The organism is Bacillus sp. JJ1532 (genome assembly GCF_036965085.1).
In the GTDB taxonomy this organism is placed as follows: Bacteria; Bacillota; Bacilli; order Bacillales; family Cytobacillaceae; genus Cytobacillus.
The window spans coordinates 35,997-62,663 of the sequence record NZ_JBALOW010000055.1; the positions used below are offsets into that span (position 1 = coordinate 35,997).

Consider the following 26,667-nt stretch of genomic DNA (forward strand, 5'->3'; position numbering starts at 1 on the left):
CAATTATGCAATTTAAATAAAACTTACCTTTACCAAACAGCTCATCTTCATTTCATTCTTATTAAAATTTAGGTTCAATCAATTTATTCAGGATTGCCTTGCGTTCAAATACTAAATTAATTTGAATAATTTATCAGATCCGATAGAGCCCCTCTCAGTAATGGCAACCATATCCATGATGATGGTAAGGGTAACCGCCGTAACCCATACCATAGCCAGGATACCCGCCATATCCCATGCCGTAACCAGGATACCCGCCATATCCGATACCATGACCAGGATATCCACCAACCCCCATGCCATAACCAGGATACCCACCATAGCCGGGATATCCTCCATACCCGAATTGTCTTTCCATTTTATATATCCCTCCTCAAATTATTACAATCTTAGTATATGTGTCCATTTTTAAAGAGGAATAGGATATTTGCCTATTTGTAGAATAATGCAGAGTGTATGATAAAAAGTATTTTTTTTAAAAAAGTATTGCACACTATTATATTTCTATGCTATTATAAAAAGCGTCGTCATAAACGAGCCATTAGCTGATTGCAGAAGCTTGCAGTCCGGAGCATTACATCAGCGAATAGCAGCTGTAGCAATCTGCGACAAATCACGCAGGGATTTGGAGCACATTTATGACTACAATCAATATTTAGGAAACAACATATTATACGAGCCATTAGCTCAGTTGGTAGAGCATCTGACTTTTAATCAGAGGGTCGAAGGTTCGAGTCCTTCATGGCTCACCATTTCTTAGGCCCGTTGGTCAAGCGGTTAAGACACCGCCCTTTCACGGCGGTAACACGGGTTCGAATCCCGTACGGGTCATGGCAAATGACATCCAGTAAGCGGCAGGCAAGCCCGGCCACCTTGCTGGATGGCATTAATACATATAATACGGCTCAGTAGCTCAGTTGGTAGAGGATTTTAAAAGATTACAGCTACAAAGCAACCCTTCCCCGAATGGTAAACTTTTAAAATCTGCGACAAATCACGCAGGGATTTGGAGCACATTCTTTAAGCTAAACAAACTTTAGGAAACTATATTATATACGGCTCAGTAGCTCAGTCGGTAGAGCAAAGGACTGAAAATCCTTGTGTCGGCGGTTCGATTCCGTCCTGAGCCATCACCAAATAGAGTATGAACTTGTTCATACTCTATTTTTGTTACATAACTGTAATAATCCACTCCCTTTAACAAGAAATGTTAAAATACCGCGCTTATACCCTCTTTTTAAAAAAATAGTAGGAAAAACCTAGTCATAATAAGCTTTATGTACTAGTCTTTCTCTTCATTTCGACAAAATTCAATCGACATTTTAGGCCCTTATGACAGTAAATTGTCATCATTTATACAATTATGTTACATTATGAAGTCAAATAGTCTATTAGATGGATTTTATGGTAAAGTATAGAAGTGAAAAAATTATGGTAAATAGAATAATAGTTATATAGCACTAATTGGAAGTGTATTTGTTGCCGTAGTCTAGGAGGATATACCAATGCAAGATTCGACAAATAAATTCACGAAAATCAAAACACATACATATAATAAATTTAAAACTGCCTTCAAAACTACCGCATTAACTGTTTTTGCTGTAGGTGCAATTTCTTTTGCTGCTGGTATTTCAGCACATGCCAATACTGAAAAGCTGACAACTGTTTACTATGTTTATGTAGATAAACAATATATTGGGACAGTTACTGATAAAACGGCCATAGAAGGTTTAATTGATAAGAAATTGAAAGAGGCTCAGTCCTCGAATGAAACGCTAAAGCTTTCTTTAAACTCTGAGGTTACATATGTACCAGAGCAGGTTTTCCATGCAAACTCTGAAACGAATCATACAGAGGTGGCAGAGGAAGTAATGAAAGAAATTAAGGTACAGGCCGAGGCTTCTGCCCTTATCATTGACGGGAATCCAGTTGCCTACGTCCAAAATCAAGATCAAGCAAATGAAATTATTAAAAACTTGAAGTTAAAATATGTGTCAGAAGATGAATTAAAAGCAGTTGAGGCAATGAAAACTTCTGATACTAGTACATTACCCCCATTGAAAGAAAATGAAACTCGTATATTAGACGTAAAACTTTCAAAAGAAGTTTCCATCAAAACTGAAAAAGTTGAGCCAGCAAATATTATTTCTGTTGAGGATGCTGTTAAGCTTCTTGAAAAGGGATCTTTAGAGGAAGTCAAATATATGGTGAAAGAAGGGGATGTGCTAGGTGGAATTGCACACGCTCATAACCTTAAAGTCGAGCAGCTGCTAGACCTTAATCCGGGATTATCAGAAGACTCCCTTCTGCAAATTGGCCAGGAATTGAACGTAACCATTTTAAAACCATTTATTCACGTAATTATTGATAAGGAATACTTCACAAATGAAGTGATCCCTTTTAAAAAAGAAGTAGTGGAAAATGCAAATATGTTCAAAGGGGATACAAAGGTTAAGCAAGAAGGAAAAGATGGAAAACGGGCTGCCACTTATCATATCTCCGTACAGAATGGGCAAGTGGTGACGAAGGAAATTGTAAAAGAGGAAATTCTTGAACAGCCTGTTAATCATATTGTCGTCAAAGGTACTAAGGTGATTCCATCACGCGGTGAAGGCAGCTTTATTTGGCCTGCGGTTGGAGGATATGTTTCAAGTCATGTAGGCAATCGCTGGGGAAGATTGCACAAAGGAATTGATATAGCGAGACCGAGCAATCGCACGATCAAAGCAGCTGATAATGGGGTAGTTGTATCTGCAGGCTATCAAGGCAGCTTTGGTAACAAAATTGTGATTGACCATCAGAATGGCTACCGTACCATCTATGCACATCTATCATCTATTAGTGTAAGCCCGGGACAAGTCGTTTCAAAGGGCTCCAAAATAGGAGTAATGGGGTCTACTGGAAATTCTACAGGTGTACATTTACATTTTGAACTTTATAAAAATGGTGCACTCCAAAACCCTCTAAAATATATTCGTTAAAGATCAAAGTCTCTAGTTTCGATACTAGAGGCTTTTCTACTTTAACAAACTAGGTAATGGTAACTATTTAATAATTATCCAGCCCTGCCTCTGACATCCTAGAGAATACAACGTTTTTTCTTAATAGATGAATTCACATTTATAACATGTTAAAGTAAAATTGAATGATAATAAACAAAATCTATCAATCAAAATAAATCAATCTTCATGAAAAGGAGAATTACATGGAAAGAAAAATTCTAGTAGTTGATGACGAGAAGCCGATTGCTGACATATTGCAATTTAACTTAAAAAAAGAAGGCTTTGAAGTATTTTGTTCGTATGATGGAAATGACGCTCTCGAAAAAGTGGAAGAAATTAAACCAGACCTTATTCTTCTTGATATTATGCTTCCACAGAGAGATGGAATTGAGGTTTGCCGGGAAGTAAGGAAAAAATACGATATGCCCATCATAATGCTGACAGCAAAGGATTCTGAAATTGATAAGGTTATCGGTCTTGAGCTTGGGGCAGATGACTATGTGACAAAGCCGTTCAGTACAAGAGAGTTAATTGCCCGTATCAAAGCGAATTTGAGAAGGCATCAGCATATGGCTGCCAATGCGAATGAAGAGGATGAGACGAATGAAATTACGGTCGGCACCTTAATCATTCATCCAGATGCTTATATTGTGTCAAAAAGAGGAGAAACCATTGAACTGACTCACCGTGAGTTTGAGCTTCTTCATTACTTGGCAAAGCATATTGGACAAGTCATGACCCGTGAGCATCTTCTTCAGACAGTTTGGGGTTATGATTATTTCGGGGATGTTCGGACAGTTGACGTAACTGTTCGAAGACTCCGAGAGAAAATTGAGGATAACCCAAGTCATCCAACCTGGATTGTGACAAGAAGGGGAGTTGGGTACTATTTACGAAACCCTGAACAGGAGTAAGGACATTCAATGAAAAAGGTAGGCTTTTTTCGTTCTATTCATCTTAAGTTTGTCATCATCTATGTGTTGCTCATATTGATTGCCATGCAAATTATTGGCGTTTACTTTGTTAGACAATTAGAATCCACACTTAAGGATAATTTTAAAACAACCATCCAGGATCGTGTAAATCTGCTTGCTTATTATCTGGAGGAGCAGATGACGAAGGAGCGCTTGCCCGATGAGGAGGGTCCGACCCTAGAGGAAGATGTTTACCGGCTGTTAAGAGATTATAATTCGGAAGACATTACTGAGGTTAGGGTTATTGAGGGGGATACGTTAAAAATCCTGGGAACCTCTGACCCTGATAACCAAGGCGTTGTCGGGCAAAGAGATACTGATACATTAATAAGAATGACGCTTGCCACCTCTCAACAGGCAAGTGACGAGCTTATTGATTCCCAAACGGACAATCGAATCTGGGTTTTAGTTACACCAATTAAGCATAATGGCGAGGTAAGAGGAGCCATCTACCTCGTTGCAAAAATAGAAAATGTATTCGAGCAGATGCGGCAAATTAACAGTATCTTTATTTCCGGTACAGCAATTGCCCTTGCCATTACAGCGATTTTGGGTGTCCTTCTAACTCAAACCATTACACGGCCAATGTCAGATATGAGAAGACAGGCTCTTGCTATGGCGAAGGGAAACTTCTCCCGTAAAGTTAAAATATATGGCAATGATGAAATTGGCCAGCTAGCCATGACCTTTAACAATTTAACGAAAAAATTGCAGGAAGCTCAGGCTACAACTGAGGGGGAAAGACGCAAGCTGTCATCTGTACTCTCCTATATGACAGACGGAGTGATTGCAACAGATCGAAAAGGAAGGGTTATTTTAATCAATGAACCTGCTGCCGACATGCTGAATGTTTCACGTGAAACAGTTTTATCGATGCCGATTGTTTCACTTCTTGGTCTTGATGAAGATTATACATTTGATGAATTGCTATCTGAACGGGATTCAATCATTTTGGACTATAGCAAGCCTTCAAATACATTAATCCTGAGAGCTAATGTTTCTGTCATTCAGAAGGAAACGGGATTTGTTAATGGACTCATTACTGTTCTCCATGATATTACGGAGCAGGAAAAGATTGATATGGAGCGCCGGGAATTTGTTGCAAATGTTTCCCATGAGCTGAGAACGCCACTAACAACAATGAGAAGTTATTTAGAGGCCTTGGCAGAAGGGGCTTGGCAGGATGAAGAAATTGCTCCGAAATTCTTAGATGTAACTCAGACGGAGACAGAGCGAATGATTCGCCTTGTTAATGATCTGCTTCAGCTTTCAAAAATGGACAGCCGGGAATTAAGCTTGAAGAAGGAATGGATAGATGTTATTAGGTTCTATAATCGAATTATCGACCGTTTTGAATTATCGAAACAGCAGAATGTTACTTTTGAAAGAAAACTCCCCGACCATTCAGCGTTCGTTGAAATGGATGGAGACAAACTAACGCAGGTTATTGATAATATCATTTCGAATGCTCTTAAATACTCCCCAGAGGGTGGAAAAATAACCTTTAGGCTTGAGGAACAGAATGAATTTGTCGTTATTAGTGTTTCTGACCAGGGAGTAGGGATACCGAAGGAAAATATCAATAAGATCTTTGAACGATTTTACCGGGTGGATAAGGCTAGAACGAGAAAACTTGGAGGCACTGGATTAGGGCTTGCAATCGCTAAAGAAATGGTAGAAGCACACGGCGGGGAAATATGGGCGACAAGTAAAGAAGGAAAAGGAACAACCATTTCGTTCAGCCTGCCATATGATCGTACTGAAGAGGATGATTGGGAATGACATATGAAAATATTAAATCACTCATATTAGTCATTTTAGTATGCTTTAGTGTGCTATTAACATGGAGCATCTGGACATATCAGCCAAACTTAGAAACGATGAAAAAAACAAAAACAGTTCAAGAAGTCGCCATCAGTGAGAAAAAGGATGCGGAAGAGATTGTTAAGCCAGACAGAGTGATCTACCACTATACGAAGGAAAAGCATTTTGGGACGACAGATGCGGGTGAAATTGATAAGATCATTTCTGAAATTAGCAGATGGAATTTTACAGATTTTATAAATGTCACTAGTGAAATAAAGAATTACCCGTCATTCATTCATAATTCCGGAAATGCAGTCATTCTTTTTCCTGATTCAATACCAATTGATTTTTACCGAACAATCATTGATATGAAGGAAAAAAAGATCCCAGATTTTTATTTTGACCGAATTGTTATTGATACTGAGGGAATTCAAAAGGATCAAGGATTTGTCTATTTCATCTCATCTGAAAAGGGCCAGGCTTTCCGAAGCCAAGTGCCTGCATCCTTCGTGCAAAGTTTTTATAATGGCTTTTTTAATAATGCCGAATATAGCCTTCATTATGCTAAGTACTTTCTGTTTAAGGTTTCTAGCAATCGGGTTATTTACCTGCCAGAGGATGCGCCTAAAATGCTTCAATATCAGTTTTTATCGACTCCTTTAGAGTCAGAAAAGTTCAAGAATGCTTTGTTTAAGGATCCTACTGTCGTCAAGAAGAGCTTTCAGCAATCTGGAGAGGAATACACAAATGGCTCAAGCTTAATGCGTGTGAATAACGATCGAAATACGCTCTCATATGTGAATCCAGTAGGAGGCAGCGAAAGCCAATTGACTTCAAAAAGCCTGCTGAAAAGGAGTATTGATTTTGTCAATGATCATGGGGGCTGGACCGATAATTACCGTTTTGTTGAAATGGACGAAACGAGCCGCCAGGTATTGTTCCGTATTTATGATGACAAAGGATATCCTATTTTTAGTGAAGGCAGCGGAATTTCAGAAATTCGCGAAACTTGGGGCCAAAGTGAAATCTATAAGTATTTCAGGAGTAACTTTTTAATTGGGCTCAGAATGGAAGCGACTGAAGTTAATCTTCCATCAGGACAAGAGGCCCTTGGGTTATTGGAATTGAAAGGAATTGAACTGGCTCATCTGCAGGATATGATGCTCGGCTATGCGATGGAAAAGGATTCAAGGCTAGTGTATTTAGAGCCCAGCTGGTTCTATAAATATAATGGTTCCTGGAATCAGTTATCCATTGATGAGACAATGGGAGGGGCTAATCGTGGATTGGAGTAGAATCAAAACCATTTTCATATTAACCTTCCTCGTCCTGGATATCTATTTAATGTATGAGTTTTTTAAGCTAAACGATTCCAGCCAGTATGAGTATAGTACAGAAACTTCCTTTGAAAAGCGATTAAAGGCAGACGAAATCGAGTATGTCGAGCTCCCAAAAAACTATGCAAAAGATACGTATTTAAGTGCAAAGCCAAAAAACTTCAATAATGATGAAATTGAATCATTAGAGAGAACGAAGCTAAAGGGGCAGAGACTGCAGGTCAATACAGGCAACGTGCTAAAGTTTGTTCTTGATAAGCCATATGAGCTTAGTGATAAATTGGATACGGCAGAAATAAATTCATTTGTCAAAAACAATGTTTTGTACGGGGATCAATATCGTTTTTGGAAAAAGGAAGAGAATGCGATTACGTATTACCAACAATTCGATGATAAGGTTTTCTATCATAATATGAGCGGCGAGCTAACTATTTATTTAAATGAAGAGAATGATATTGTGACCTACCAGCAATCCATGCTAGAGGAAATTGAAGAGCTATCAGAAGAACAGAAGATTATCCAGCCCCTGAAGGCGATTGAAACGCTATATGAAAATGGCTCCTTAAAGCCAAAGAGTAAGATTACAAATGTGGAGCTTGGCTATTTCAACTTTGTTCAAACAAGCACGTCACAGGTGCTGACTCCTGCATGGAGGTTTGTGATCAATGATAAAGAAGATGTATTTGTTCACGCCTTTGAGGGGCAGATCATCCAATTAAACAACGAAGATAAAAATATAGTGGAGTGAGAGAATATGCGATTCAGCGTACTCGCGAGTGGTAGTACGGGGAATGCAATCTTTGTCGAGACTGAGGATCATTCGTTTCTTGTCGATGCGGGCTTGAGCGGAAAGCAAATGGAAGCCTTGTTTCAAAAGATTGACCGGGATATGGGGAAGCTCTCTGGCATCTTAGTTACACATGAACATAGTGATCATATTAAAGGTGTCGGGATACTCGCAAGAAAATATAAATTACCCGTCTATGCAAATGAAAAGACATGGAATGCAATGGATGGTTTAATAGGACAGGTCCCTGTGGAGCAGAAATTTACTTTTTCCATGGAGACGGTTAAATCATTTGGTTCATTAGATATTGAATCTTTTGGGGTTTCACATGATGCCGCAGATCCGATGTTTTATGTGTTCCACCATTCTGGGAAAAAGCTCGTTTTGATTACGGATACAGGGTATGTAAGTGATCGAATGAAGGGGCTCATATCTAATGCGGACGCGTATGTGTTTGAAAGCAACCATGATGTCCAAATGCTGCGGATGGGCCGATATCCATGGAGCATTAAAAGACGAATCCTCAGTGATGTCGGACATGTATCCAATGAGGATGCGGCGATCGCAATGAGTGAAGTGGCCGGTGATAGTACAAAGCGCTTTTATCTGGCACACTTAAGCCAGGATAATAATATTAAGGAACTAGCAAGAATGTCAGTAACGCAGACGCTTGAAAGCAGAGGCATTATTGTGGGAGAGCAGTTTGAGCTGTATGATACAGATCCAAAGACACCGACAGCACTGACGGCAGTTTAAGGTGGATGTAGGAAAGGAGTGGGGAGCCTCTTGTGAGGGGTTTCCTGCTCCTTTTTATTATTAAAAAAATGGTTCTAACTTATGAACAAACTCGTAAGATTGCTGATTTGACCAGCATTTCAATAGATTCTTTAAAAGAGGCGAGTATAATAATAAATAAGGTGGAAGAATAGAACTTAGCACTTATATTTGACACCTTTTAAATAGAGCTTGTAAGAAGTTTCTAAATGAAATAAAGGAAAGGAATGGTCCAGTGTGGGTTATTATGATCAAGATTATCAAAACCAGTATAAGAAGCAAAAGGGAAATAGGGGCGGTTATTTTCTAGCGAGCCTTGTTGGGGCAATTCTAGGTGCCATTCTTGTAATTATTGCCATCCCGAAATTAGCTGATTTTAATGTATTGCCTTATTCTGTTCAGCCAGATTCGCAGTTAGAAGAGAGTGCTGCCAATAATAATAACGCAAATATTCCTACTGAAAATGTTTCTCTAAATGTCGTTTCAGACGTAACGAAAGCGGTAGATAAAGCAGGTGATGCGGTTGTCGGGGTATCCAATATTCAAACAACAGGCTTCTGGGGTGAAGGCAGCAACGGTGGAAACGTGGAAGAGCCTGCTGGAACAGGGTCAGGCGTCATTTATAAAAAGGCCGGAAATAAAGCTTTTGTTGTCACGAATCATCATGTAGTGGAGAATGCTAGTAAGCTAGAGGTTACACTAGCGGATGGGACGAAGGTTCCAGCCGAGCTTCGAGGCAGTGATATTTGGACGGATCTTGCTGTCCTGGAAATTGATGCGAAGGACGTAAAAGCCATTGCCGAGTTTGGAAATTCCGATTCCTTAAAAGCGGGAGAACCGGTAATCGCCATTGGAAATCCACTTGGTCCAACCTTTTCAGGGTCAGTGACACAAGGAATTATCTCTGGATTAGAGCGGACCATTCCAGTAGATATTAACCGTGATGGCGTCATTGACTGGAATGCCGAAGTACTTCAAACAGACGCAGCGATTAACCCTGGTAACAGTGGCGGAGCCTTAGTCAATATTAAAGGGCAGGTCATTGGAATCAACTCCATGAAAATTGCCCAGAGTGCAGTTGAAGGAATCGGCTTAGCGATCCCAATCAACTCCGCACTTCCGATTATTAATGATCTTGAAAAATTCGGCGATGTCAAAAGGCCATATATGGGTGTAGATTTAAAATCCGTTAACGAAATCCCATCTTACTATCAGCAGGAGGCATTGAAGCTGCCAAGAGATGTGAACTATGGTGTTGCTTTAAGGCAGGTTGTGCCAAACTCACCAGCTGCACAAGCGGGATTGCAGGAGCTCGATGTAATCGTTGAAATGGATGGAGAACAAATCAAAGATGTCGTAGACCTTCGAAAGCACCTTTACAATAAAAAGAAAGTCGGCGACCAAATGAAAGTGAAATTCTACCGCGATGGAAAGCTTCAGGAAGTAACGGTAAAACTGAGCGGGGAAACGTTTTAAATAAGTGAATAGGATTTGAGACAGGGGAGCGACAAGTGCTCTCCTGTTTTTTTGAAATTGAATGGAGAAGGCTTAAACTGTGAATAACTTTTTGCAGGTCTGGCTATATAAAAAATGAGGGTGCTTTCACATTTGTTTTTGTTTTGTTAAGATGAAATGTGGATAACTGAAAAACGATGTGGATTTTTAATTATCCACAATACAATTTTAGAAACTAGGTGGAATGAGCATGAAAGAAAACGAGCAAATCATATACAGCTGTGACGAACATGTTGATATAGCAATAGATACAATCGTTGATGAGTATGAGACCTTTCCAATGTTAACGAAAATTTCAGACGAGGAAAAGTTATCAACACCCTGTGAATATTGTCGAAATCAGGCAATATATCTTGTGGCGAACGAATGATCTCACACAATATGTGGATAGAAAATGTGGATATGTGGATAACTCCTGTTGATATCTTGTTTGTAAAGTGAGGATGACTTGTGAATATCTCGATAGTTACCGTTGGAAAGTTAAAAGAGAAGTATTTAAAACAGGGAATCGATGAATATCTAAAGCGATTATCTGCTTATGCCAAAATGGATATTATTGAAGTTCCAGATGAAAAGGCACCAGAAGAGTTGAGTGAGACTGAAATGCTGCAGGTGAAGCAAAAGGAAGGCGAGCGGATTCTAGCCAAAATTAATCCGGATGCCCATGTGATTGCTCTTGCGATTGAAGGGAAGATGAAATCATCGGAGGAGCTTGCTGACACGTTGGACAAGCTTGCTACATATGGGAAGAGTAAGGTGGCGTTTGTAATTGGCGGATCGCTGGGGTTGAGTGAGGATGTGTTGAAGCGGGCTAATGAGAAATTGAGTTTTTCAAAGATGACGTTTCCGCATCAGTTGATGAGGTTGGTTTTAGTGGAACAGGTTTATCGGGCTTACAGGATAAATCGGGGGGAACCGTATCATAAGTAAGTGCGGTTTTATATAAATAAGGTTTTTGTATTCCTAATAAAGAAACTCGCCATGCTTGGCGAGTCTTATTTTTTATATACCAATAACGATGCCAATACGACTGCCATTTCGGCACGTATTTTAAGAAAAGCACCTCAAAACGGAACCCTCAATGCTGAAATGCACCATGGTTGAAGAGTGCTTGATAGTTTGATTAAGCTACATGTTGGTATATATATAGAAAAAGTCATGCGGAGTGTTAGCCTGAATTTTTTAATATGTTTTTAGAAAAGCCCAGGTAGAAAGGTTATAGCTTGTTTCGAACCTTCCCCGGTTTAATTGTTGTCGCTGAATTTTAAGCTGATGAATTTTTCTTCCATCATTTCGCGCATGGCATATTTAACGCCTTCTCTGCCTACGCCACTGTCTTTCCAGCCGCCATAGGGCATATTGTCGATTCTGTAGGTGGGAATGTCGTTCACAATGACACCGCCTGTTTCCAAGCGGGTGGCCGCATAGAAGGCACGTTCAATGCTTGGCGTGATGATTCCGGAATTCAAACCGTAGCGGGAATCGTTTGCTTCGGCTATTGCATTGTCCAGGGTATCAAACGGTGCAATACAAACGACTGGTCCGAAAACTTCAAAACGAGACACTTTTGAATCACGGTTCACATTGGTTAGAACCGTTGGTGCCAAAACATTGCCTTCCACCGTTCCACCGCATTCGATTTTCGCGCCTTCCTGAACGGCTTCATTGATCCAGCTCTGTAGACGATCTAAAGACTTTTTCGAAATAACCGCGGTGATATTCGTCTTTTCATCCAGTGGTGAACCAATCACCAGTTGCTTCGTTCTGCTGACGAATCGCTCCAAGAATTCGCCGTATAAGGATTGATGGACATAAATCCTCTGAATTGAAATACACACTTGGCCATTATAGGAAAAAGCCCCCATGACCGATCGCTCGATCAATTGGTCAATATCGACACCTTCGTCGATGATAAAGGGTGAATTAGACCCAAGTTCAAGTGTGAGTTTGCGAAACCCGGCCTGCTGCTGAATGATATGACCGACTTCCACACTCCCCGTAAAGGTCACCTTTTTTACATAGGGATGTGTGGTTAATGCCTCACTTAAAACATCCCCCTTGCCCGGAATAATGTTTAGCACTCCGTCCGGCAGCCCCGCTTCTTTAAAAGCCTCTGCTAAAAATAAAGAAGAAATCGGCGTTTGTTCGGCTGGTTTCAACACGATCGCATTCCCTGCAGCAATGGCCGGCCCGACCTTGTGGGCAACAAGATTAAACGGAAAATTGAACGGGGTAATAGCCGTCACCACACCAATTGGCGTGCGAATCGTAAATCCAAAGCGGTTTTCCCCGCCTTCAGCTGCATCCATCGGAATTTGTTCCCCGTAATTACTCTTGGCGGCTTCTGCTGCGAAACGATAGGTTTGCACTGTGCGATTTATTTCCTCGCGAGCATTACGGATGGATTTTGCACCCTCTAGCGCCATGATTTCCGCACATTCCAAGCTTCGTTCCTCCAGGATATCGGCGACTTTTGCTAAAATTTTGGCACGGGCATGCGCCGGATAGTTCCTAAATTTTTGAAAAGCCGCATTTGCCTCGACAATCGCCTCTATGGCATCGGCTGGCTCTGCCTGGCCAATATCTGAAAGAAACTCATTTGTATGGGGACTATATAAAGGTTCATACGTTTTTGCTTCTCGCCATTTTCCGCCAATCCACAATTGCCATTTCTTTTTCACCTGATAAACCTCCTATAATTTACAAATATAATCACCAAGTGTTTTTGATAACTTGACATTCTCCGAATAATCAACATCCACATCAATCAGCACAATTTCGTTACTCGATAGTGCTTTTTCAAGCATGGGAAGCAATTCATCAGAATGAGTCACTTTCATCCCTTTTACCCCAAAGCTTTTGGCAAAATCTAAAAAGTTTGGATCTGTAAATTCAATATCCGCTGACCGATTAAATTTATTCAGCTGTTTCCATTCGATTAAGCCAAATTTCGAATCATGAAAAATAATGACCACAAACGCTAGTCCTAGCCGTTTGGCTGTTGCAAGCTCGACCCCATTCATGAGGAAACCACCATCACCCGTTACCGCAATTACTGGTTTTTCCGGATGGGCAAGTTTCGCGGCAATAGCTCCAGGTACGGCAATACCCATCGTTGCCCAGCCATTTGAGATAATCGTATGATTTGGCTTTTCAGGCTGATACAAGCGGGCAATCCACAATTTATGGGCCCCAACATCTGAAATAATAATGGCTTCGCCTTTTTCTGCTTTTTTTATATCGGCAATGATTCGCTGTGGTTTCACGGGGCTTCCTGACAGCTCATCGGAAGCATGCAATTTTTCCACCAGCTGCTCCTTTAACTTCACAACTGCCGGCCACAGTTCTTTCTTTTCAACCAAAGGGCTTAACGCCTCTAGTGCTTCCTTCACATTCCCAACTAATTCAGCTTCAAGTGGATAGTAGGCATCGACCTCCGCTGGAAGGCTGTCAATATGAACAATTCCGTTCCCGGCCTCGTCATTCCAATATTTTGGTAAGTATTCTACAAAATCATAGCCAACCGTAATAATTAAATCCGCTTGATCAAATCCGCAAAGAACATAGTCTTTGGCTTGCATTCCTACTGTATATAGTGTTAAAGGATGATTGGCTGGCAGAACGCCTTTCGCCATAAAGGTGTTTACGACCGGAATATTTTTTGCTTCGGCAAACTGTCTTAACTCTACGGCAGCCTCATCGCGAATCACGCCGTTTCCTGCTAAAATAATTGGCTTTTTCGAACGGTTTATTGCCTCGGCTGCTTTGTTCAAAGAACTTCTTGAAGGACTGGAAGATGGCTTTTGCGATACTGGAAGTGGCTTTCCTTCCGTTTCTTGCATGGCGATATCCTCAGGAAGCTCAATATGAACAGCGCCAGGTTTCTCCAGTACGGCTTGTTTAAATGCTTTACGGACGATTTCCGGAATCGTGTGGGCTACCCGAATTTGTTGATTCCATTTGGTGATTTTATCAAAAACACCGACAATATCTACATATTGATGGGATTCTTTATGGATTCTCTCCAAACTCGCTTGACCTGTGATGGCGACAAGCGGTGCATGGTCAAGAAAGGCATCCCCGATTCCGGTTAGTAAATTGGTTGCACCCGGCCCAAGTGTGGCTAAGCAAACACCGGGTTTACCGGTTAAGCGGCCATATACATCAGCCATAAATGCAGCCGCCTGTTCATGATGAACAAGGATTAGTTCAATATCTGACTCAATCAGAGAATCAACGAAATCAGTGTTCTCCTCGCCGGGGATCCCAAATATGTATTTAACCCCTTCATTCTCTAAACATTTCACAAATAAATCCGAAGCTTTCAATTCATCGCCCCCATTTCCTAATTTTTTCGTTTGCTTATTTTCCCTCATAATGGGAGAAATATGTAGGAATGTATAAACTATTAAAACCTGTATAAATTAAGCCCATATGTCTTTTTAAGGGGCTGGATTCAGTGTATATCGCAAATATTTTGATTGTAATAGTAATAGGATTAGGAGCGCTTATTCTTCTCGGGCTTATTATTTTTCTTGTTTACTTATACATATTTGACCGTAATCAAAAGGCCCACTCGATTTTACGCAACTATCCCGCGCTTGGCAGGATGCGTTATTTTTTAGAAAAAATAGGTCCGGAATTTCGCCAATATTGGTTCAACAGTGATACGGAAGGGAAGCCATTTTCACGCGACGAATATGAGCATATTGTTAAAAGTGCTAAATACAAAAGGGATGTCGTTGCATTTGGATCAAAACGGGATTTTGATGAGGAAGGTCTCTATATCCGCAACGCGATGTTCCCTAGACTTGCCGAAGAAATAAAAATGGACCGTGAAACAAAAGTGTTTACGAAACGATACATCCTATTGAAGGACCCGCTTTTTTCCCAACGTGAGGAAAAATGGGAGGACGAGGACTCGCTCGCCCAGTTATTGCATGATGATGATGCCGTCGTCATTGGCCCGGACACCAAATTTCCATTTGTTCTGAAAGGCCTTATCGGCATGTCGGCAATGAGTTATGGAGCACTTGGAAAAAGTGCCATTACTGCCTTATCAAAAGGATTGGCATTGGCAAAAGGCGCGTGGATGAATACCGGTGAAGGTGGATTATCCCCTTATCATTTAGAAGGAGGGGTCGATATCATCATGCAGATTGGCCCAGGCCTATTTGGGATTCGAGATAAAAATGGCGAGGTTGATTGGGACGAGTTGAAAAGGAAAAGTGAAATCCCCCAAGTAAAAGCCTTTGAACTTAAACTTGCTCAAGGAGCCAAAACACGCGGCGGCCATATTGACGGTGAAAAAGTAACTCCGGAAATCGCGGAGATTCGCAAGGTAGAGGCATGGAAATCTGTTGATAGTCCAAACCGCTTTCACCAATTTAGCGATGTGGGTTCACTGTGCGAATTTATTGAAAAAATACGTGAACATACCGGCAAGCCTGTAGGAATGAAGATTGTGGTTGGTGGGAATGACAGCGTCGAAGAATTAGCCAAGTATATGCGCGATACCGGAAAAGGACCTGATTTTATAACGGTTGACGGCGGTGAAGGTGGTACGGGGGCATCCTATCAGGAATTAATTGACACTGTAGGCTTGCCAATTAAATCAGCCCTGCCCATTTTAGTCGCGACTCTACAAAAATATGGGGTCCGTGACCGGGTCAAAATCATTGCCTCTGGCAAGCTATTCACCCCTGACCGAATAGCCATCGCTCTGGCTATGGGGGCTGACCTAGTCAACATCGCGCGTGGATTTATGATCACGGTTGGATGTATCCAAACCTTGAAATGCAATTCAAACGCCTGTCCAGTCGGCGTTGCGACAACAGACCCTAATCTCCAAAAGGCACTTGTCATTGATGAAAAGAAATTTCGGGTAGTAAATTACCTAGTTACCCTAAGACAGGGATTGTTTCGAATTTCAGCAGCGGCGGGCATTGACTCTCCCATTCATTTCCGGCCGCAACATATCAGCTACAAGGACGAAAAAGGCGTCGTGACATCACTTGAAAGAATTTTAAAAGAAATCCAGGAACAAGTGGATGCTGGGTAAAACTGTCCGTGCCTGTCCCTCCCCGAAATTTTGAGATGTTGATTCCTGCATCTGGGATCAAGAGTATCCGCTCTTATCGGTTGGGGGATCATGTTAAGTACCCGATCAGGTGAATAGTCAAAAATCGCTTAAATAGACGGATAGATTCCGCCTATTGACTCGAAAAACGTGAAAATGGGGGATTTTCTTTGCATAATCGGAAAATCTCCCCTTATTTTACTTTACTTAATTAAGGACAAGAATTCTTATTTAAAAGGAAGTGAGATGAACGGGTTTTAGGCGCTTTAATTTTAGAATTCTTTTTGAAATCCAAGAGAACCTCATTTTGATGCGTTGCGGTGAACCGTACCATAAGTAAATGAGGATGTTTAAATCAAAGTGACGAGGGATACATTAGACGTTCACTTTGACAATTAAGAATTAATTTAAAAATCAAAGTTGTCAGGATCAGGCCCGACTCGATGATTTTGATTCAGGTCGTTAATTCGTTGCATCTCTTCCTCAGTTAGTTCGAAGTCGAATACGGTTGAGTTCTCAACAATTCGATGTTCTTTTGTAGATTTCGGAATGGTTACTACGCCATTTTGTAAATCCCATCGTAAAATAATTTGAGCAACGGCTTTGTTATGTTTATTGGCTATTTCTTGTAAGGTCGGATTATCTAATAGTTGGCCTTGCATTAAAGGGGACCAGGCCGCTAACTGAATCCCATGTTGTTGGCAATAGTTTTGTATTTCTGTTTGTGTTAAACGTGGGTGGTACTCTACTTGATTGATCATCAGTTTAATTTCGGCATCTTTCATTAAGTCTTCAAGATGGTGAACTTGGAAGTTGCTTACTCCAATAGCCTTTACTCTTCCTTCTTTATAAAGAGTCTCTAATGCACGCCAAGCTTCCTTATATTTACCTACTACAGGCCAGTGAATAAGATAGAGATCTAAATACTCAAGATCAAGTTTCTTTAGACTTGTTTCATAAGCTGCTATAGTTGATTCGTAACCTAAGTCAGAATTCCAAACTTTCGATGTGATAAATAGTTCTTCTCTAGAGATCCCTGCTTCTTTTATCCCTTCTTGGATAGCTTGACCAACGCCTTCTTCATTCTCATAAATGGCTGCTGTATCAATACTACGGTACCCATGTTTAATTGCAAATTTAACGGCATTAACCAGTTCAGGCCCTTTCTCTACTTTAAACATTCCAATTCCAAACCAAGGCATTTTTACACCATTATGCAAAGTAATTGTATCTTGTAAGTTTTTAACCATTATAAATAAACCTCCAATTTTTATTAAGAAAATGAGATCGTTCATATTTGGTGATTTCACACATTGATTACTTAGGAAACCGCCTCCTTCAATTTATTCCCTCTTTGGTCTTTTCTTTCAAGGGATGCACTCCAACCTGCAAGGATGGCAGCTATCAATACCATAAGTGCACCTACCCAAGAGGTGTGAATCAGTCCAATAGTGTCTGTAATAATACCACCTAAGTAGGATCCAATGGCAATTCCCGCGTTAAATGCAGCAATATTGATGGCCGACGCCACATCTACTCCAGTGGGTACAAATCGTTCTGCTAACATGACCACATACACTTGTAATCCAGGCACATTCATAAAAGCGAGAACCCCCATTAAGAAAATGGTAATCAATCCTGCTATTTTATAAGGTGCCGTAAACATGAGGATAAATAGTATCACTGCTTGCACAATAAACATGTAAAATAATGCCGTAATTGGATTGTTATTAGATAACTTTCCACCTACCATGTTGCCAATAGCGATCGCAATCCCATATACAAGAAGAATAACTGCAACTGTTCCTTCTTTATATCCTGTTATTTCCTGTAATATGGGAGATAGGTAAGTAAAGACAACGAATGTTCCTCCATAACCTAAGGCGGTAATTATAAATAAAAGTAATAAGCGCCCATTTGTCACTAATTTGAATTGATCACGAACCGTTGTACGAGTACCTTTTCGTAATCTAGATGGAATCAGAATGCTATTCGCGATTAAGGCGATAACTCCGACGCCAATGATGATGATAAAGGCCATTCTCCAACCAAATTGTTGCCCAATAAATGTTCCCAATGGTACACCTGTTACAGTGGCAACCGTGAGTCCAGAAAACATAATGGATATGGCACTAGCTCTTCGATTTTCTGGTACTAAATCTGCAGCGATGGTAGAGCCAATGGACATAAAAACTCCATGTGAAAAGGCAGAAAAGACTCGAGCAACAAGTAACACACCAATGCTTGTCGCACTAGCAGCAATACTATTACCGATAATAAAAATAACCATAATCCAAAGTAGTAATGATTTTCGTGACATACTAGAAGTAATGGATGTTAGAATCGGTGCCCCAAATGTTACTCCTAATGCATATAAGGAAACTGTTAAGCCTGCTGTCGTAACAGATATTTGTAAATCATTCGCTATTAATGGCAAGAGCCCTACACTGATAAACTCTGTTGTTCCTATTGCAAATGCACTTATAGCGAGGGCTAGCAGTGCGAATGTACTTTGTTTTTTATCTAAAGACATTTTTCTCCTCCTTAATCATTTGGAAATGTATGATCGATCTTGTTTTTAGTAAACTAAAAAATAATTACATTCAAACTCAACCGATAGATGCTATTATGATACATATCAAATCAGTGGAGAAGTACGTACTTAAAAGTGCTATAGATACTTTTAAGTTCCTATGCGTGAGGAGGAATAAAGGATGAAGGATAAGAAATACAATATTTCAGTTGAAGCGACGCTGGAAGTGATAGGGGGAAAGTGGAAATGTGTCATTCTCTGTCATTTGACACGCGGGAAGAAACGAACAAGTGAATTAAAGCGTCTCATGCCAAATATTACACAGAAGATGTTGACGCAACAATTACGTGAATTAGAGGACGATGGAGTCATTAAAAGAATTGTTTATAATCAAGTTCCTCCAAAAGTAGAGTATGAGCTTAGTGAATATGGCTGGAGCTTAGAAGGCATCTTAAATTCGCTTTGCACTTGGGGAGAAAAACATATTACGAAAGTATATGGCGATCCATCTGGTATTTTGGAAGAAAGTATTTTAAATGAACATTTAAAACAATGAATGAGAGGGATTGGGACAGAGTGTGTTCCTAATCTGTAGATAGCAACCTATTAGGTGGTTGCTGTATCAGAATTGTTCCATTTTTCTTTTGTCCTTCTTGAATATAATTTTGGAATGAGCTGGAATCTTGGGACACTGCGACATGGGTAATCGATGAAGACTCTGTAAATGAGTCAGACTGCATTCATACATGTCAGGGATTGGAGTTTGATTATGTAGGTGTATCGAGGGTTTAGGATTATTAGGAGGGAACCGTACCATAAGTAGGTGCGGTTTTTTAAAAGGACCACCAAAACTTAAATTTTACAATGTTTTAGGTGGTCTTGAATTTATATACTAAAATGAATCATATATTTATTTTATTTTGAGGCTAGTTGAATTTTTTCACATAATGCTGAGATTTCATCGAAAAGACAGAGTGCTTTATTTGATAATACAATATCTAAAGCTAATGATTCAGGAGGAATGATCGTAATATCAGGATAAACTAACCCAAATTCTTGTCGATTTAAAGAATGAAAGCAGGTTTTCATAATTGATAAAGATTCGATTAATTTTTGAACGGTATCATCATGAACTGTAATGTAATCGTTTAGCTGGCTATTATATAATTTTTTATCGTTAATATCACTAATGTCAAATTCTTGGACAAAGGCATTTATAACTGTCCAGTTTGTGAAGTCTGTTAAGTTTGCAGAATTGCCATCGTTCACTTCATGAATACGTTTAACACAACGGTCAATTGTCGTTGTTTTATTTAATAGGACATTATTCATGATTTCTAAGCTTTAATATGTGATAAGTAGAGTTCTTTCATAATCTGTAATTGTCGCTTCGGTTTTACCTCTACATCGTAATAGTTAACTGATTTCATAAGGGCCAACTTTCGAGCGAATAAACCAAAGCTGTTTATGAGGGAAATCATGGTTTCCTTTATATTTATTTCCTTACGAATCGATCCATCGAGTTCTCCTTCTTGCATAATTCCCAACATCAAGACATAGATTTCTTCTCTAACTTCGTCATATATAACGATATCTTCCAATGGCTCCTTTGATATAGCTACATAATTTTCGAATGCATCAATAAACTTCGTAGAGTTTTTGGATGGGTGGGTAACACTCTCCGTTAGGTAATCAAATATCTTACTAAACTTTTCATACGCATTGTTTGGCTCATTGGCAATTCGTTGAAATTGATAAAGCTCTTCTTCCATTATCGATGTTGCAACCGCGACAATTAATTTATCTTTTTTTGGAAAGTATCGAAATAAAGTAGCGATGCCAATTCCTTCTTCATCAGCGATAACTTGCATTTTGACGTTTTCTAATCCAGAATCTGCAAATAATCGTTCAGCTGTTTTTATAATACCTTGGTAACGTTTGTTTCTGTTTTTTTCTCTTAATCCAGTTTTGTTGGAAGCCTCCATAACAATCTCCTTCGTTTGAATCTATTTTAGATATACATGGAATCTATTTGTTTTGCAATTATATCAGAATTCGTTTACAATTTGATTAATGATAGTTAGACTATCATTAATTTATCATGATAAAGTTATGATGAAGTGGTTTCGTAATAAAAAACATTTATGGGAATGATTACGGCGGAAGCATTCCCGAATAGAATGGAGGAAATTTAATGGGTCGATTAGAGAATAAGGTAGCAGTTATTACTGGTGGCGCACGGGGAATGGGAGCGTCTCATGTACGACTTTTTGCGAAAGAAGGAGCAAAAGTAGTCTTCACAGATTTAAATGAAGAAGGTGGAAATGCTTTAGCGAATGAATTAGGAGAAAACGTAAAATTTGTGAAGCAAGATGCAACCAGTGCAGATGACTGGGCCACAGTTATTACTGAGACTGAAAAAGCATTTGGTCCAATCAACATATTAGTAAACAACGCTGGGATCAGCATGAGTGTTCCACTAATGGAAATGACAGAAGAACAATATCGCAAAATAGTTGATATTAACCAAGTATCCGTCTTCTTAGGAATGAAAGCGGTAATCCCTTCAATGCAAAAAGCAGGAAGTGGTTCAATTATCAACATTTCATCCATAAATGGACTTGTTGGTGGTGCGATAGGGTACACAGATACAAAATTCGCTGTACGTGGAATTACAAAAGCGGCAGCTCTTCAACTTGGTGGATTAGGAATTCGTGTTAACTCTGTTCACCCTGGTGTAATCGAAACTCCAATGGTTACACAAGGTGATGCAGTAGAACAAATAAAAGAGTTTGCAAAACACATTCCAGTTCAACGTATAGCAAAACCAGAAGAAGTATCTAATATGGTACTTTTCCTAGCATCGGATGAATCTAGCTATTCTACAGGTTCTGAATTTGTCATTGACGGTGGATTAACGGCAATGTAATAGAGTAGTTTCAACACCTCTATAAAGAGGGATAACCTTTTTATAGAGGCTTTTTTAGTGTTATAGAAATGGATATTTGTTAGTCGACCGTAAACATCTGCCATAAAAGCTGCCCCTTGTTCATGATGAACATTGATGAAATGAATCCATCAGGTCAAGGGTTTCTTTACCCATGATGCCAAAAATATACTCAACGCCCTCATTTTCTAAGCACTGAACAAGTAAATCTGTTGCTTTCGTCATACGACGCCCCTCTACCAACTTGTTTTTTCCTATTTTCCCCTGAATTTATTAAAAAAACTTCATTTACTTGTGGTAAGAATAATGAAGCATAATGCTTATTAAATTTAATTTATTTTGATTGTTTATCTGGAAATCATTGCTGCTACAGTGTTTGAAAACCTTTTTAGGACTTTAGGAGCATTGCTATTCTCTTGGTTTTTGTTGGTGTTCTGCAATTAACCAGTCATACTAGCGTAATAGTATATCTCTCTAATAATGGACTTACTAGATAGTAAAGGAGAGTTTAAAAAACGAATTATTTTAATACGAATAAACAACTAGATGTGAAGGAGATATTAAGATGAAATGAATTATTTCAATTCGAATAGACAACTAGATGTAAGGGAGATATTAAGATGAAAAGAATGTTTCCAATTTTATTGACAGCAATAATCTTCATGTCTACGTTAGTAATGCCTATTAATACGATGAACGGTAGAGCGGAAGGGACCAAGCCCTGGATGAACACCAAGCTCTCTGCTGAGGAGCGCACCAAGCTGCTTCTTGACGCGATGACGATGGAACAGAAGATCCAGCAAATCGCCATCTCGCGCTTCAATGAGAACGACAAAGGTGAGACGGTCGTCATCAAAAGGGGCGGTAGTAACAAGTATATGAGCGGCGTATTCCCGCCTCAGGGTACCCTGCCCGGGTGTGAGTGGCAGGACACCGGCCGGCAGATCCGTGGAATCGAGGAACTGGGTATCCCCACAGTCCGCATGACCAACGGTGGTACGGGTGTGAAGGGCGGATCGTGTGGCAATGACCCAGTGGCGACGGGCCTGCCGTCCACCCTGGCTATGGCCGCGACCTTCAACCGAGGGCTGAACTATGAGGCCGGTCGAATCCTCGGCGCGGAGACACGTGCCTTCGCGCATCATGTGATGCTGGGACCGGGCATGAACCTCGTGCGCCACCCGTATAATGGCCGGAACTATGAGTACTTCAGTGAGGACCCATACCTGACTGGTACCCTGGCGACCGAGCAGGTCAAGGGCATCCAAAAACAGGGGGTCCAGGCCCAACTCAAGCATCTAGCTGGCAACGAGCAGGAAACCGAGCGGTGGACGATGGGTGTCCAGGTTCCCTCAAAGGCCATGAATGAGCTGTACATGCTGCCATTCGAGATGACCGTCAAGAATGCTGACCCGGCCTCCATGATGTGTTCGTTCCCGGATGTCAACGGCATTTATGCCTGTGACAGTTCTGAATTGCTCCAAGATGCTCTGCGGCGCAACTGGGGCTTCGACGGTTGGGTCATGAGTGACCGTCGCGCGATTCACAACACGGTCGCTGCCATCAAGGCGGGTACGAATGTCGAGCTCGATTGGGCACCACAATACTACACTCAAGAGAAGATCAAGAAGGCCCTTGACTCGGGTCAGGTGACAGAGAACGACATTGACAATCTACTTCGTCCACGGTATATCAAAATGATTGAGTACGGCCACATGGATGAGCCTTTCAACAAGTTCCTACCGGAGATTGTCGACCTGAAGGCCAACGGCGCTAGCGCGCGGAAGATGGCCGAGGAAGGTTCTGTGCTATTGAAGAACAATGACGGCTTCCTGCCACTGGACGGCAAGCCGAAGTCAATCGCGCTGATCGGCGTCGAGTGGTTCGCTGGTATTGCCAAGATGTCCCCGCGCTCCGTTCGGGACGACAATGAGAACGTCGTGACCTCTTATACGGTCACACCAAAACAGGGCCTAGAGAATGTGATCAAGGAGCTGGGCTATGGCACCAAAGTGACGTACAATGATGGCCGTGACCCGAAGGCTGCTGCTAAGCTTGCCGCTGAGTCCGATGTCGTGCTTCTCATGATCGGCGACAACCCGCATGAGACCAAGGACCGCGAGACACTCGGCTTCCCGGCTATCGACCTTGACAAGAACCCGGATCGAGTGGACTGGGTGGAGCAGGAGCCGATGATCGACGCTGTTCTGAAAGCCAACGCAAAGAACACGGTTGTGGTCCTGAAAACTTCCGGTACGGTGCTCATGCCGTGGCTGGATAAGGTCCCTGCAGTGCTTGAGGCTTGGTATCCGGGAATGGAGGATGGCAATGCCGTCGCCAATCTGCTCTATGGTAAGGTCAATCCGTCCGGCAAGTTGCCTATGACGTTCGGTGCCACTGATCGTGAGGCCGCCTTCGCGACCGAGAAGCAGTTCCCTGGAACCCGTCAAGACACTGGCAAGCCAGGAGGCCCTGGCCCGTACGGTGACGGTTCCGACCAGCTAATTGCCCAGTATACAGAGGGCCTTAAGATGGGCTACCGCTGGTACGAGGCCAACAACGTGAAGCCTGTCTTCCCATTTGGGTACGGCCTGTCGTACACGACCTTTAAGTATGCCAACCTCAAGGTGAAGAGGGTTCGCGGTGAAGGAGGTGGCCCAGGAGGCTCGTTGTCCGGTATTGACGTGTCCTTCACCGTGACGAACACGGGTAGCGTTGCCGGCAAAGAAACCGCCCAGGTCTATTTGACCCTGCCAGAGGAGGCGGGACAGCCAGCCAAGCGACTCGTCAACTTCGAAAAGGTTTATCTTGAGCCCGGTGAGAGCAAGCGAGTGACTTTGCGGATTAATCAGGCTGACTCCAATCACCCGTTCTCCTACTTCATTCCAAAAGAACCGGACAACCTTGTGAATTGGGCTGACGGCAAGTGGGCTACCGCTGACGGAAAGTACGGTGTACATGTCGGCGGTTCCTCAGCAGACACCCCGTTAAAAAAGGACGTCCCGTTGAACTTCAAACTCAGCAGGGACAAGAGCAAGGGCAAAGGCAAAGATAAATCACATCGATAGGCCCTTGGCCATGGGATGACATCGGCGACCCGGCAGGGATTGTTAGGCATCTCGAAGGTGGTGAGCCCGCGGACTCGGTGAATCAAGCCGAGGCCCGCGGGCTCATTGCTTTTCTCGACACCTTCATAGGCGACGAATGGACGAAAAGAGTTAAGGAAGGACGTGAGAAGTATTATGAAGGAATCCGTTCGAAAAAGCAGGCGAGGTCCGGCGTATTTGTGGTGGGTGGCCCTTGGCCTGATGGCCCTCTTGACCGCATGTACCGTTGAGGAATCCGAAGGGCCGATTGGGAGCGATGACGCCGTGGAACCCGCCCCGTCCGGGCACGGTGACTGGCAGGTCCCGGGCTTGGTAGACCGGTCCGGTGCGCCGATCGAGGTGCCGACACCAGGTCCGGCCACAGGCAGGACCCTGTACGTCACAGACTTCGGGGCAGATCCGGATCCGGACTCACAAGACGATGCAGCAGCCATCCGAGCGGCCTTGGACGCGGCTGAACCAGGTGACGAGGTCGTACTGCCAGCCGGCACATATGACCTGCGCTCCACTGACCCGGCCGACAAGTCGGCGAACATCGTGTTGCGCAGTGGTGTAGACCTGCGCGGTGAGGGCCAGGAACGGACTGTGCTGCTGACCTCCCTCGATGGCGAGGATAACAGCCGGGTGATCCGTGGCTCGGGCATTCACGATGTCATCATCGCTGACTTCACCATTACCTCCCGTCATGAGGGTCCCCTCGGAGATGACCCAGACAACGGCAATGCGGGTGGCGGCCCGATGTACGGGATTTACCTCGGAGCCCTCAAACGGAAGGCTAGTTCACAGGTACTTGTGGAAAACGTGGGCATTCGCAGGTTCGAGCGCCACGGGATCTCCGTCAAGGCAAGCCGTGAAGTGACCCTCTCTGGAAACTACGTAAGTGAGGCAACTGCTGTCGGTCCAGGCGGACAGGGCTACGGCATCGCTATCGAGGGCTCAGCGGACCAGCACGACCCGGATGCCACCAATGATTCCCGGCACAATGTCGTTATCGGTAATACCTTAAATGGCAGGCATCTGAGGCACGCCATTCTGCTTCAGTTCCCCACACACAACAATCTCGTGGCGGAGAACACTATCACCGGCAGCCACCTCGACGCAATCGACCTGCACGGCGAGGGTGAGTATCTGAACGAGATCCGGGACAACACGGTTATCGGCGGGCAGGGGGCGGGCATCGCGCTGGGAAATTCCGGCGGGTCCAAGAACAAGCACGATGCCTCAGGACCTGGAAACTGGGTGCACTCCAACGATTTGATTGGAAACCGTCAGGGAATCCTCGTCATCCTAGGAACTCCTGAGACCCTCATCGAGGATAACAGGATCACCGCCGGGAAGGATTCGAAGGCTGGCATCGAGGTCCGCAATGCGCCAGGCACAGAGTTGCACGGTAATCACATCACTGGAGGGACTGACGGGTTCTGGGCGATCCGGCTCAGTGAGGACCGCGGTGCTGACGGACGGGGCAAAGGAATCCCTTCAGGCATCAGGATCGAGTGCAACGTCATTCGACAGGCCGCCAATGGCATTAGGATCGATGCCGGGAAGGACCTCAGATTGGTCGAAAATGTCGTTGATGGCATCGACGGAGCCAAGCTGAGGGTGGCCGATGGGATCGAGGTGATCCAGCGGTTTCCTATAAAAACGCAACGGTGCGAAAGTTGAGTACTAGTCATTTTATTATAACTTCTATAAAGAACCCAGCCTTCATGAAAAAGAGGGCTGGGTTCTTCTAAAAAGTTCACTCATTTTTCATATAAACCGAAGGCGCGACTAGCGGATAGGAACTAGTCGGGCCTTTGGAAA

At 42.4% G+C, this 26,667-nt stretch carries 21 protein-coding genes, 3 tRNA genes and 2 pseudogenes; 18 read left to right on the forward strand and 8 right to left on the reverse strand.

The window, feature by feature from the left end; genetic code table 11:
* Positions 1-154 precede the first annotated feature (154 nt).
* Positions 155-358: a hypothetical protein gene (locus V7122_RS18625; RefSeq protein ID WP_335528173.1), complete on the reverse strand. Its 204-nt coding sequence runs from the start codon at positions 356-358 to the stop codon at positions 155-157.
* 318 nt (positions 359-676) lie between these two features.
* On the opposite strand from V7122_RS18625, the gene V7122_RS18630 reads away from it, so the two are divergent.
* The 12 genes from V7122_RS18630 to rlmH all read left to right on the forward strand — a co-directional run bounded on the left by V7122_RS18630 (position 677) and on the right by rlmH (position 11,125).
* Positions 677-752, forward strand: a tRNA-Lys gene (locus V7122_RS18630).
* A gap of 7 nt (positions 753-759) precedes the next feature.
* Positions 760-831, forward strand: a tRNA-Glu gene (locus V7122_RS18635).
* Between the two features lie 226 nt (positions 832-1,057).
* A tRNA-Phe gene (locus V7122_RS18640) sits at positions 1,058-1,130 on the forward strand.
* Between the two features lie 375 nt (positions 1,131-1,505).
* Positions 1,506-2,981 carry a M23 family metallopeptidase gene (locus V7122_RS18645; RefSeq protein ID WP_335528175.1) on the forward strand — a complete coding sequence of 492 codons (1,476 nt, stop codon included), beginning with the start codon at positions 1,506-1,508 and terminating at the stop codon, positions 2,979-2,981.
* 224 nt (positions 2,982-3,205) lie between these two features.
* Positions 3,206-3,916: a response regulator YycF gene (gene yycF / locus V7122_RS18650; RefSeq protein WP_335345062.1), complete on the forward strand. Its 711-nt coding sequence runs from the start codon at positions 3,206-3,208 to the stop codon at positions 3,914-3,916.
* Between the two features lie 9 nt (positions 3,917-3,925).
* A complete protein-coding gene (gene walK / locus V7122_RS18655) occupies positions 3,926-5,758 on the forward strand; it encodes a cell wall metabolism sensor histidine kinase WalK (RefSeq protein WP_335345061.1) in 1,833 nt (610 codons plus the stop codon).
* Entirely contained in the window at positions 5,755-7,077 is a 1,323-nt protein-coding gene (locus tag V7122_RS18660) for a YycH family regulatory protein (RefSeq protein ID WP_335345060.1), read from the forward strand. Before walK ends, V7122_RS18660 begins: the two co-directional genes overlap by 4 nt.
* Positions 7,064-7,867, forward strand: coding sequence for a two-component system regulatory protein YycI (locus V7122_RS18665; protein ID WP_335345059.1), 804 nt, complete (start codon positions 7,064-7,066; stop codon positions 7,865-7,867). Before V7122_RS18660 ends, V7122_RS18665 begins: the two co-directional genes overlap by 14 nt.
* 6 nt (positions 7,868-7,873) lie before the next feature.
* On the forward strand, positions 7,874-8,662 hold the full coding sequence (locus V7122_RS18670; RefSeq protein WP_335528179.1) for an MBL fold metallo-hydrolase: 789 nt from the start codon (positions 7,874-7,876) through the stop codon (positions 8,660-8,662).
* Positions 8,663-8,917: 255 nt separating this feature from the next.
* A complete protein-coding gene (locus V7122_RS18675; protein ID WP_335528181.1) occupies positions 8,918-10,156 on the forward strand; it encodes a S1C family serine protease in 1,239 nt (412 codons plus the stop codon).
* A 229-nt stretch (positions 10,157-10,385) separates the two neighbouring features.
* Entirely contained in the window at positions 10,386-10,565 is a 180-nt protein-coding gene (locus V7122_RS18680) for a CxxH/CxxC protein (protein WP_438824796.1), read from the forward strand.
* Positions 10,566-10,645: 80 nt separating this feature from the next.
* Positions 10,646-11,125, forward strand: a complete 480-nt coding sequence (gene rlmH, locus V7122_RS18685; RefSeq protein ID WP_335528185.1) for a 23S rRNA (pseudouridine(1915)-N(3))-methyltransferase RlmH — start codon at positions 10,646-10,648, stop codon at positions 11,123-11,125.
* A gap of 314 nt (positions 11,126-11,439) precedes the next feature.
* Here rlmH and V7122_RS18690 read toward each other — a convergent pair whose 3' ends face one another.
* Both V7122_RS18690 and V7122_RS18695 read right to left on the reverse strand, forming a co-directional pair.
* Positions 11,440-12,876, reverse strand: a complete 1,437-nt coding sequence (locus V7122_RS18690) for an aldehyde dehydrogenase family protein (protein ID WP_335345055.1) — start codon at positions 12,874-12,876, stop codon at positions 11,440-11,442.
* A 12-nt stretch (positions 12,877-12,888) separates the two neighbouring features.
* On the reverse strand, positions 12,889-14,523 hold the full coding sequence (locus V7122_RS18695; protein WP_335528188.1) for an acetolactate synthase large subunit: 1,635 nt from the start codon (positions 14,521-14,523) through the stop codon (positions 12,889-12,891).
* A 131-nt stretch (positions 14,524-14,654) separates the two neighbouring features.
* On the opposite strand from V7122_RS18695, the gene V7122_RS18700 reads away from it, so the two are divergent.
* Positions 14,655-16,256 (forward strand): FMN-binding glutamate synthase family protein, encoded by a 1,602-nt coding sequence (locus V7122_RS18700; RefSeq protein WP_335528191.1) that lies wholly within the window; start codon positions 14,655-14,657, stop codon positions 16,254-16,256.
* 425 nt (positions 16,257-16,681) lie between these two features.
* On the opposite strand, the gene V7122_RS18705 is transcribed toward V7122_RS18700, so the two are convergent.
* Both V7122_RS18705 and V7122_RS18710 read right to left on the reverse strand, forming a co-directional pair.
* Positions 16,682-17,524: an aldo/keto reductase gene (locus V7122_RS18705; protein WP_335528194.1), complete on the reverse strand. Its 843-nt coding sequence runs from the start codon at positions 17,522-17,524 to the stop codon at positions 16,682-16,684.
* A 71-nt stretch (positions 17,525-17,595) separates the two neighbouring features.
* Positions 17,596-18,807, reverse strand: coding sequence for an MFS transporter (locus V7122_RS18710; RefSeq protein ID WP_335528197.1), 1,212 nt, complete (start codon positions 18,805-18,807; stop codon positions 17,596-17,598).
* A 181-nt stretch (positions 18,808-18,988) separates the two neighbouring features.
* Here V7122_RS18710 and V7122_RS18715 point away from each other — a divergent pair, with 181 nt between their 5' ends.
* Together V7122_RS18715 and V7122_RS18720 are read left to right on the forward strand one after the other, a co-directional pair.
* Entirely contained in the window at positions 18,989-19,363 is a 375-nt protein-coding gene (locus V7122_RS18715; RefSeq protein WP_335528200.1) for a winged helix-turn-helix transcriptional regulator, read from the forward strand.
* A gap of 99 nt (positions 19,364-19,462) precedes the next feature.
* A pseudogene (locus V7122_RS18720) lies at positions 19,463-19,587 on the forward strand (DNA/RNA helicase domain-containing protein); the annotation flags it as partial.
* Between the two features lie 135 nt (positions 19,588-19,722).
* On the opposite strand, the gene V7122_RS18725 reads toward V7122_RS18720, so the two are convergent.
* A complete protein-coding gene (locus V7122_RS18725) occupies positions 19,723-20,139 on the reverse strand; it encodes a short-chain dehydrogenase (protein WP_335528203.1) in 417 nt (138 codons plus the stop codon).
* Positions 20,140-20,144: 5 nt separating this feature from the next.
* Positions 20,145-20,792, reverse strand: coding sequence for a TetR/AcrR family transcriptional regulator (locus V7122_RS18730; protein WP_335346068.1), 648 nt, complete (start codon positions 20,790-20,792; stop codon positions 20,145-20,147).
* Positions 20,793-21,001: 209 nt separating this feature from the next.
* On the opposite strand from V7122_RS18730, the gene V7122_RS18735 reads away from it, so the two are divergent.
* A complete protein-coding gene (locus V7122_RS18735) occupies positions 21,002-21,736 on the forward strand; it encodes a glucose 1-dehydrogenase (RefSeq protein ID WP_335346067.1) in 735 nt (244 codons plus the stop codon).
* Positions 21,737-21,810: 74 nt separating this feature from the next.
* Here V7122_RS18735 and V7122_RS18740 read toward each other — a convergent pair.
* Positions 21,811-21,979, reverse strand: a pseudogene (locus V7122_RS18740) (thiamine pyrophosphate-binding protein); the annotation flags it as partial.
* A gap of 395 nt (positions 21,980-22,374) precedes the next feature.
* On the opposite strand from V7122_RS18740, the gene V7122_RS18745 reads away from it, so the two are divergent.
* Positions 22,375-24,822 carry a beta-glucosidase gene (locus V7122_RS18745; RefSeq protein WP_335485251.1) on the forward strand — a complete coding sequence of 816 codons (2,448 nt, stop codon included), beginning with the start codon at positions 22,375-22,377 and terminating at the stop codon, positions 24,820-24,822.
* A 174-nt stretch (positions 24,823-24,996) separates the two neighbouring features.
* Entirely contained in the window at positions 24,997-26,526 is a 1,530-nt protein-coding gene (locus V7122_RS18750; RefSeq protein WP_335528206.1) for a right-handed parallel beta-helix repeat-containing protein, read from the forward strand.
* The last annotated feature ends 141 nt before the right edge of the window (positions 26,527-26,667 follow it).

Coding starts and splice junctions, on each gene's coding strand:
- V7122_RS18625 (WP_335528173.1), bottom strand. CDS start 358: ATGGAAAGACAATTCGGGTATGGAGGATATCCCGGCTATGGTGGGTAT.
- V7122_RS18645 (WP_335528175.1), top strand. CDS start 1,506: ATGCAAGATTCGACAAATAAATTCACGAAAATCAAAACACATACATAT.
- yycF (WP_335345062.1), top strand. CDS start 3,206: ATGGAAAGAAAAATTCTAGTAGTTGATGACGAGAAGCCGATTGCTGAC.
- walK (WP_335345061.1), top strand. CDS start 3,926: ATGAAAAAGGTAGGCTTTTTTCGTTCTATTCATCTTAAGTTTGTCATC.
- V7122_RS18660 (WP_335345060.1), top strand. CDS start 5,755: ATGACATATGAAAATATTAAATCACTCATATTAGTCATTTTAGTATGC.
- V7122_RS18670 (WP_335528179.1), top strand. CDS start 7,874: ATGCGATTCAGCGTACTCGCGAGTGGTAGTACGGGGAATGCAATCTTT.
- V7122_RS18680 (WP_438824796.1), top strand. CDS start 10,386: ATGAAAGAAAACGAGCAAATCATATACAGCTGTGACGAACATGTTGAT.
- V7122_RS18705 (WP_335528194.1), bottom strand. CDS start 17,524: ATGGTTAAAAACTTACAAGATACAATTACTTTGCATAATGGTGTAAAA.
- V7122_RS18710 (WP_335528197.1), bottom strand. CDS start 18,807: ATGTCTTTAGATAAAAAACAAAGTACATTCGCACTGCTAGCCCTCGCT.
- V7122_RS18715 (WP_335528200.1), top strand. CDS start 18,989: ATGAAGGATAAGAAATACAATATTTCAGTTGAAGCGACGCTGGAAGTG.
- V7122_RS18725 (WP_335528203.1), bottom strand. CDS start 20,139: ATGAATAATGTCCTATTAAATAAAACAACGACAATTGACCGTTGTGTT.
- V7122_RS18730 (WP_335346068.1), bottom strand. CDS start 20,792: ATGGAGGCTTCCAACAAAACTGGATTAAGAGAAAAAAACAGAAACAAA.
- V7122_RS18735 (WP_335346067.1), top strand. CDS start 21,002: ATGGGTCGATTAGAGAATAAGGTAGCAGTTATTACTGGTGGCGCACGG.
- V7122_RS18745 (WP_335485251.1), top strand. CDS start 22,375: ATGAAAAGAATGTTTCCAATTTTATTGACAGCAATAATCTTCATGTCT.
- V7122_RS18750 (WP_335528206.1), top strand. CDS start 24,997: ATGAAGGAATCCGTTCGAAAAAGCAGGCGAGGTCCGGCGTATTTGTGG.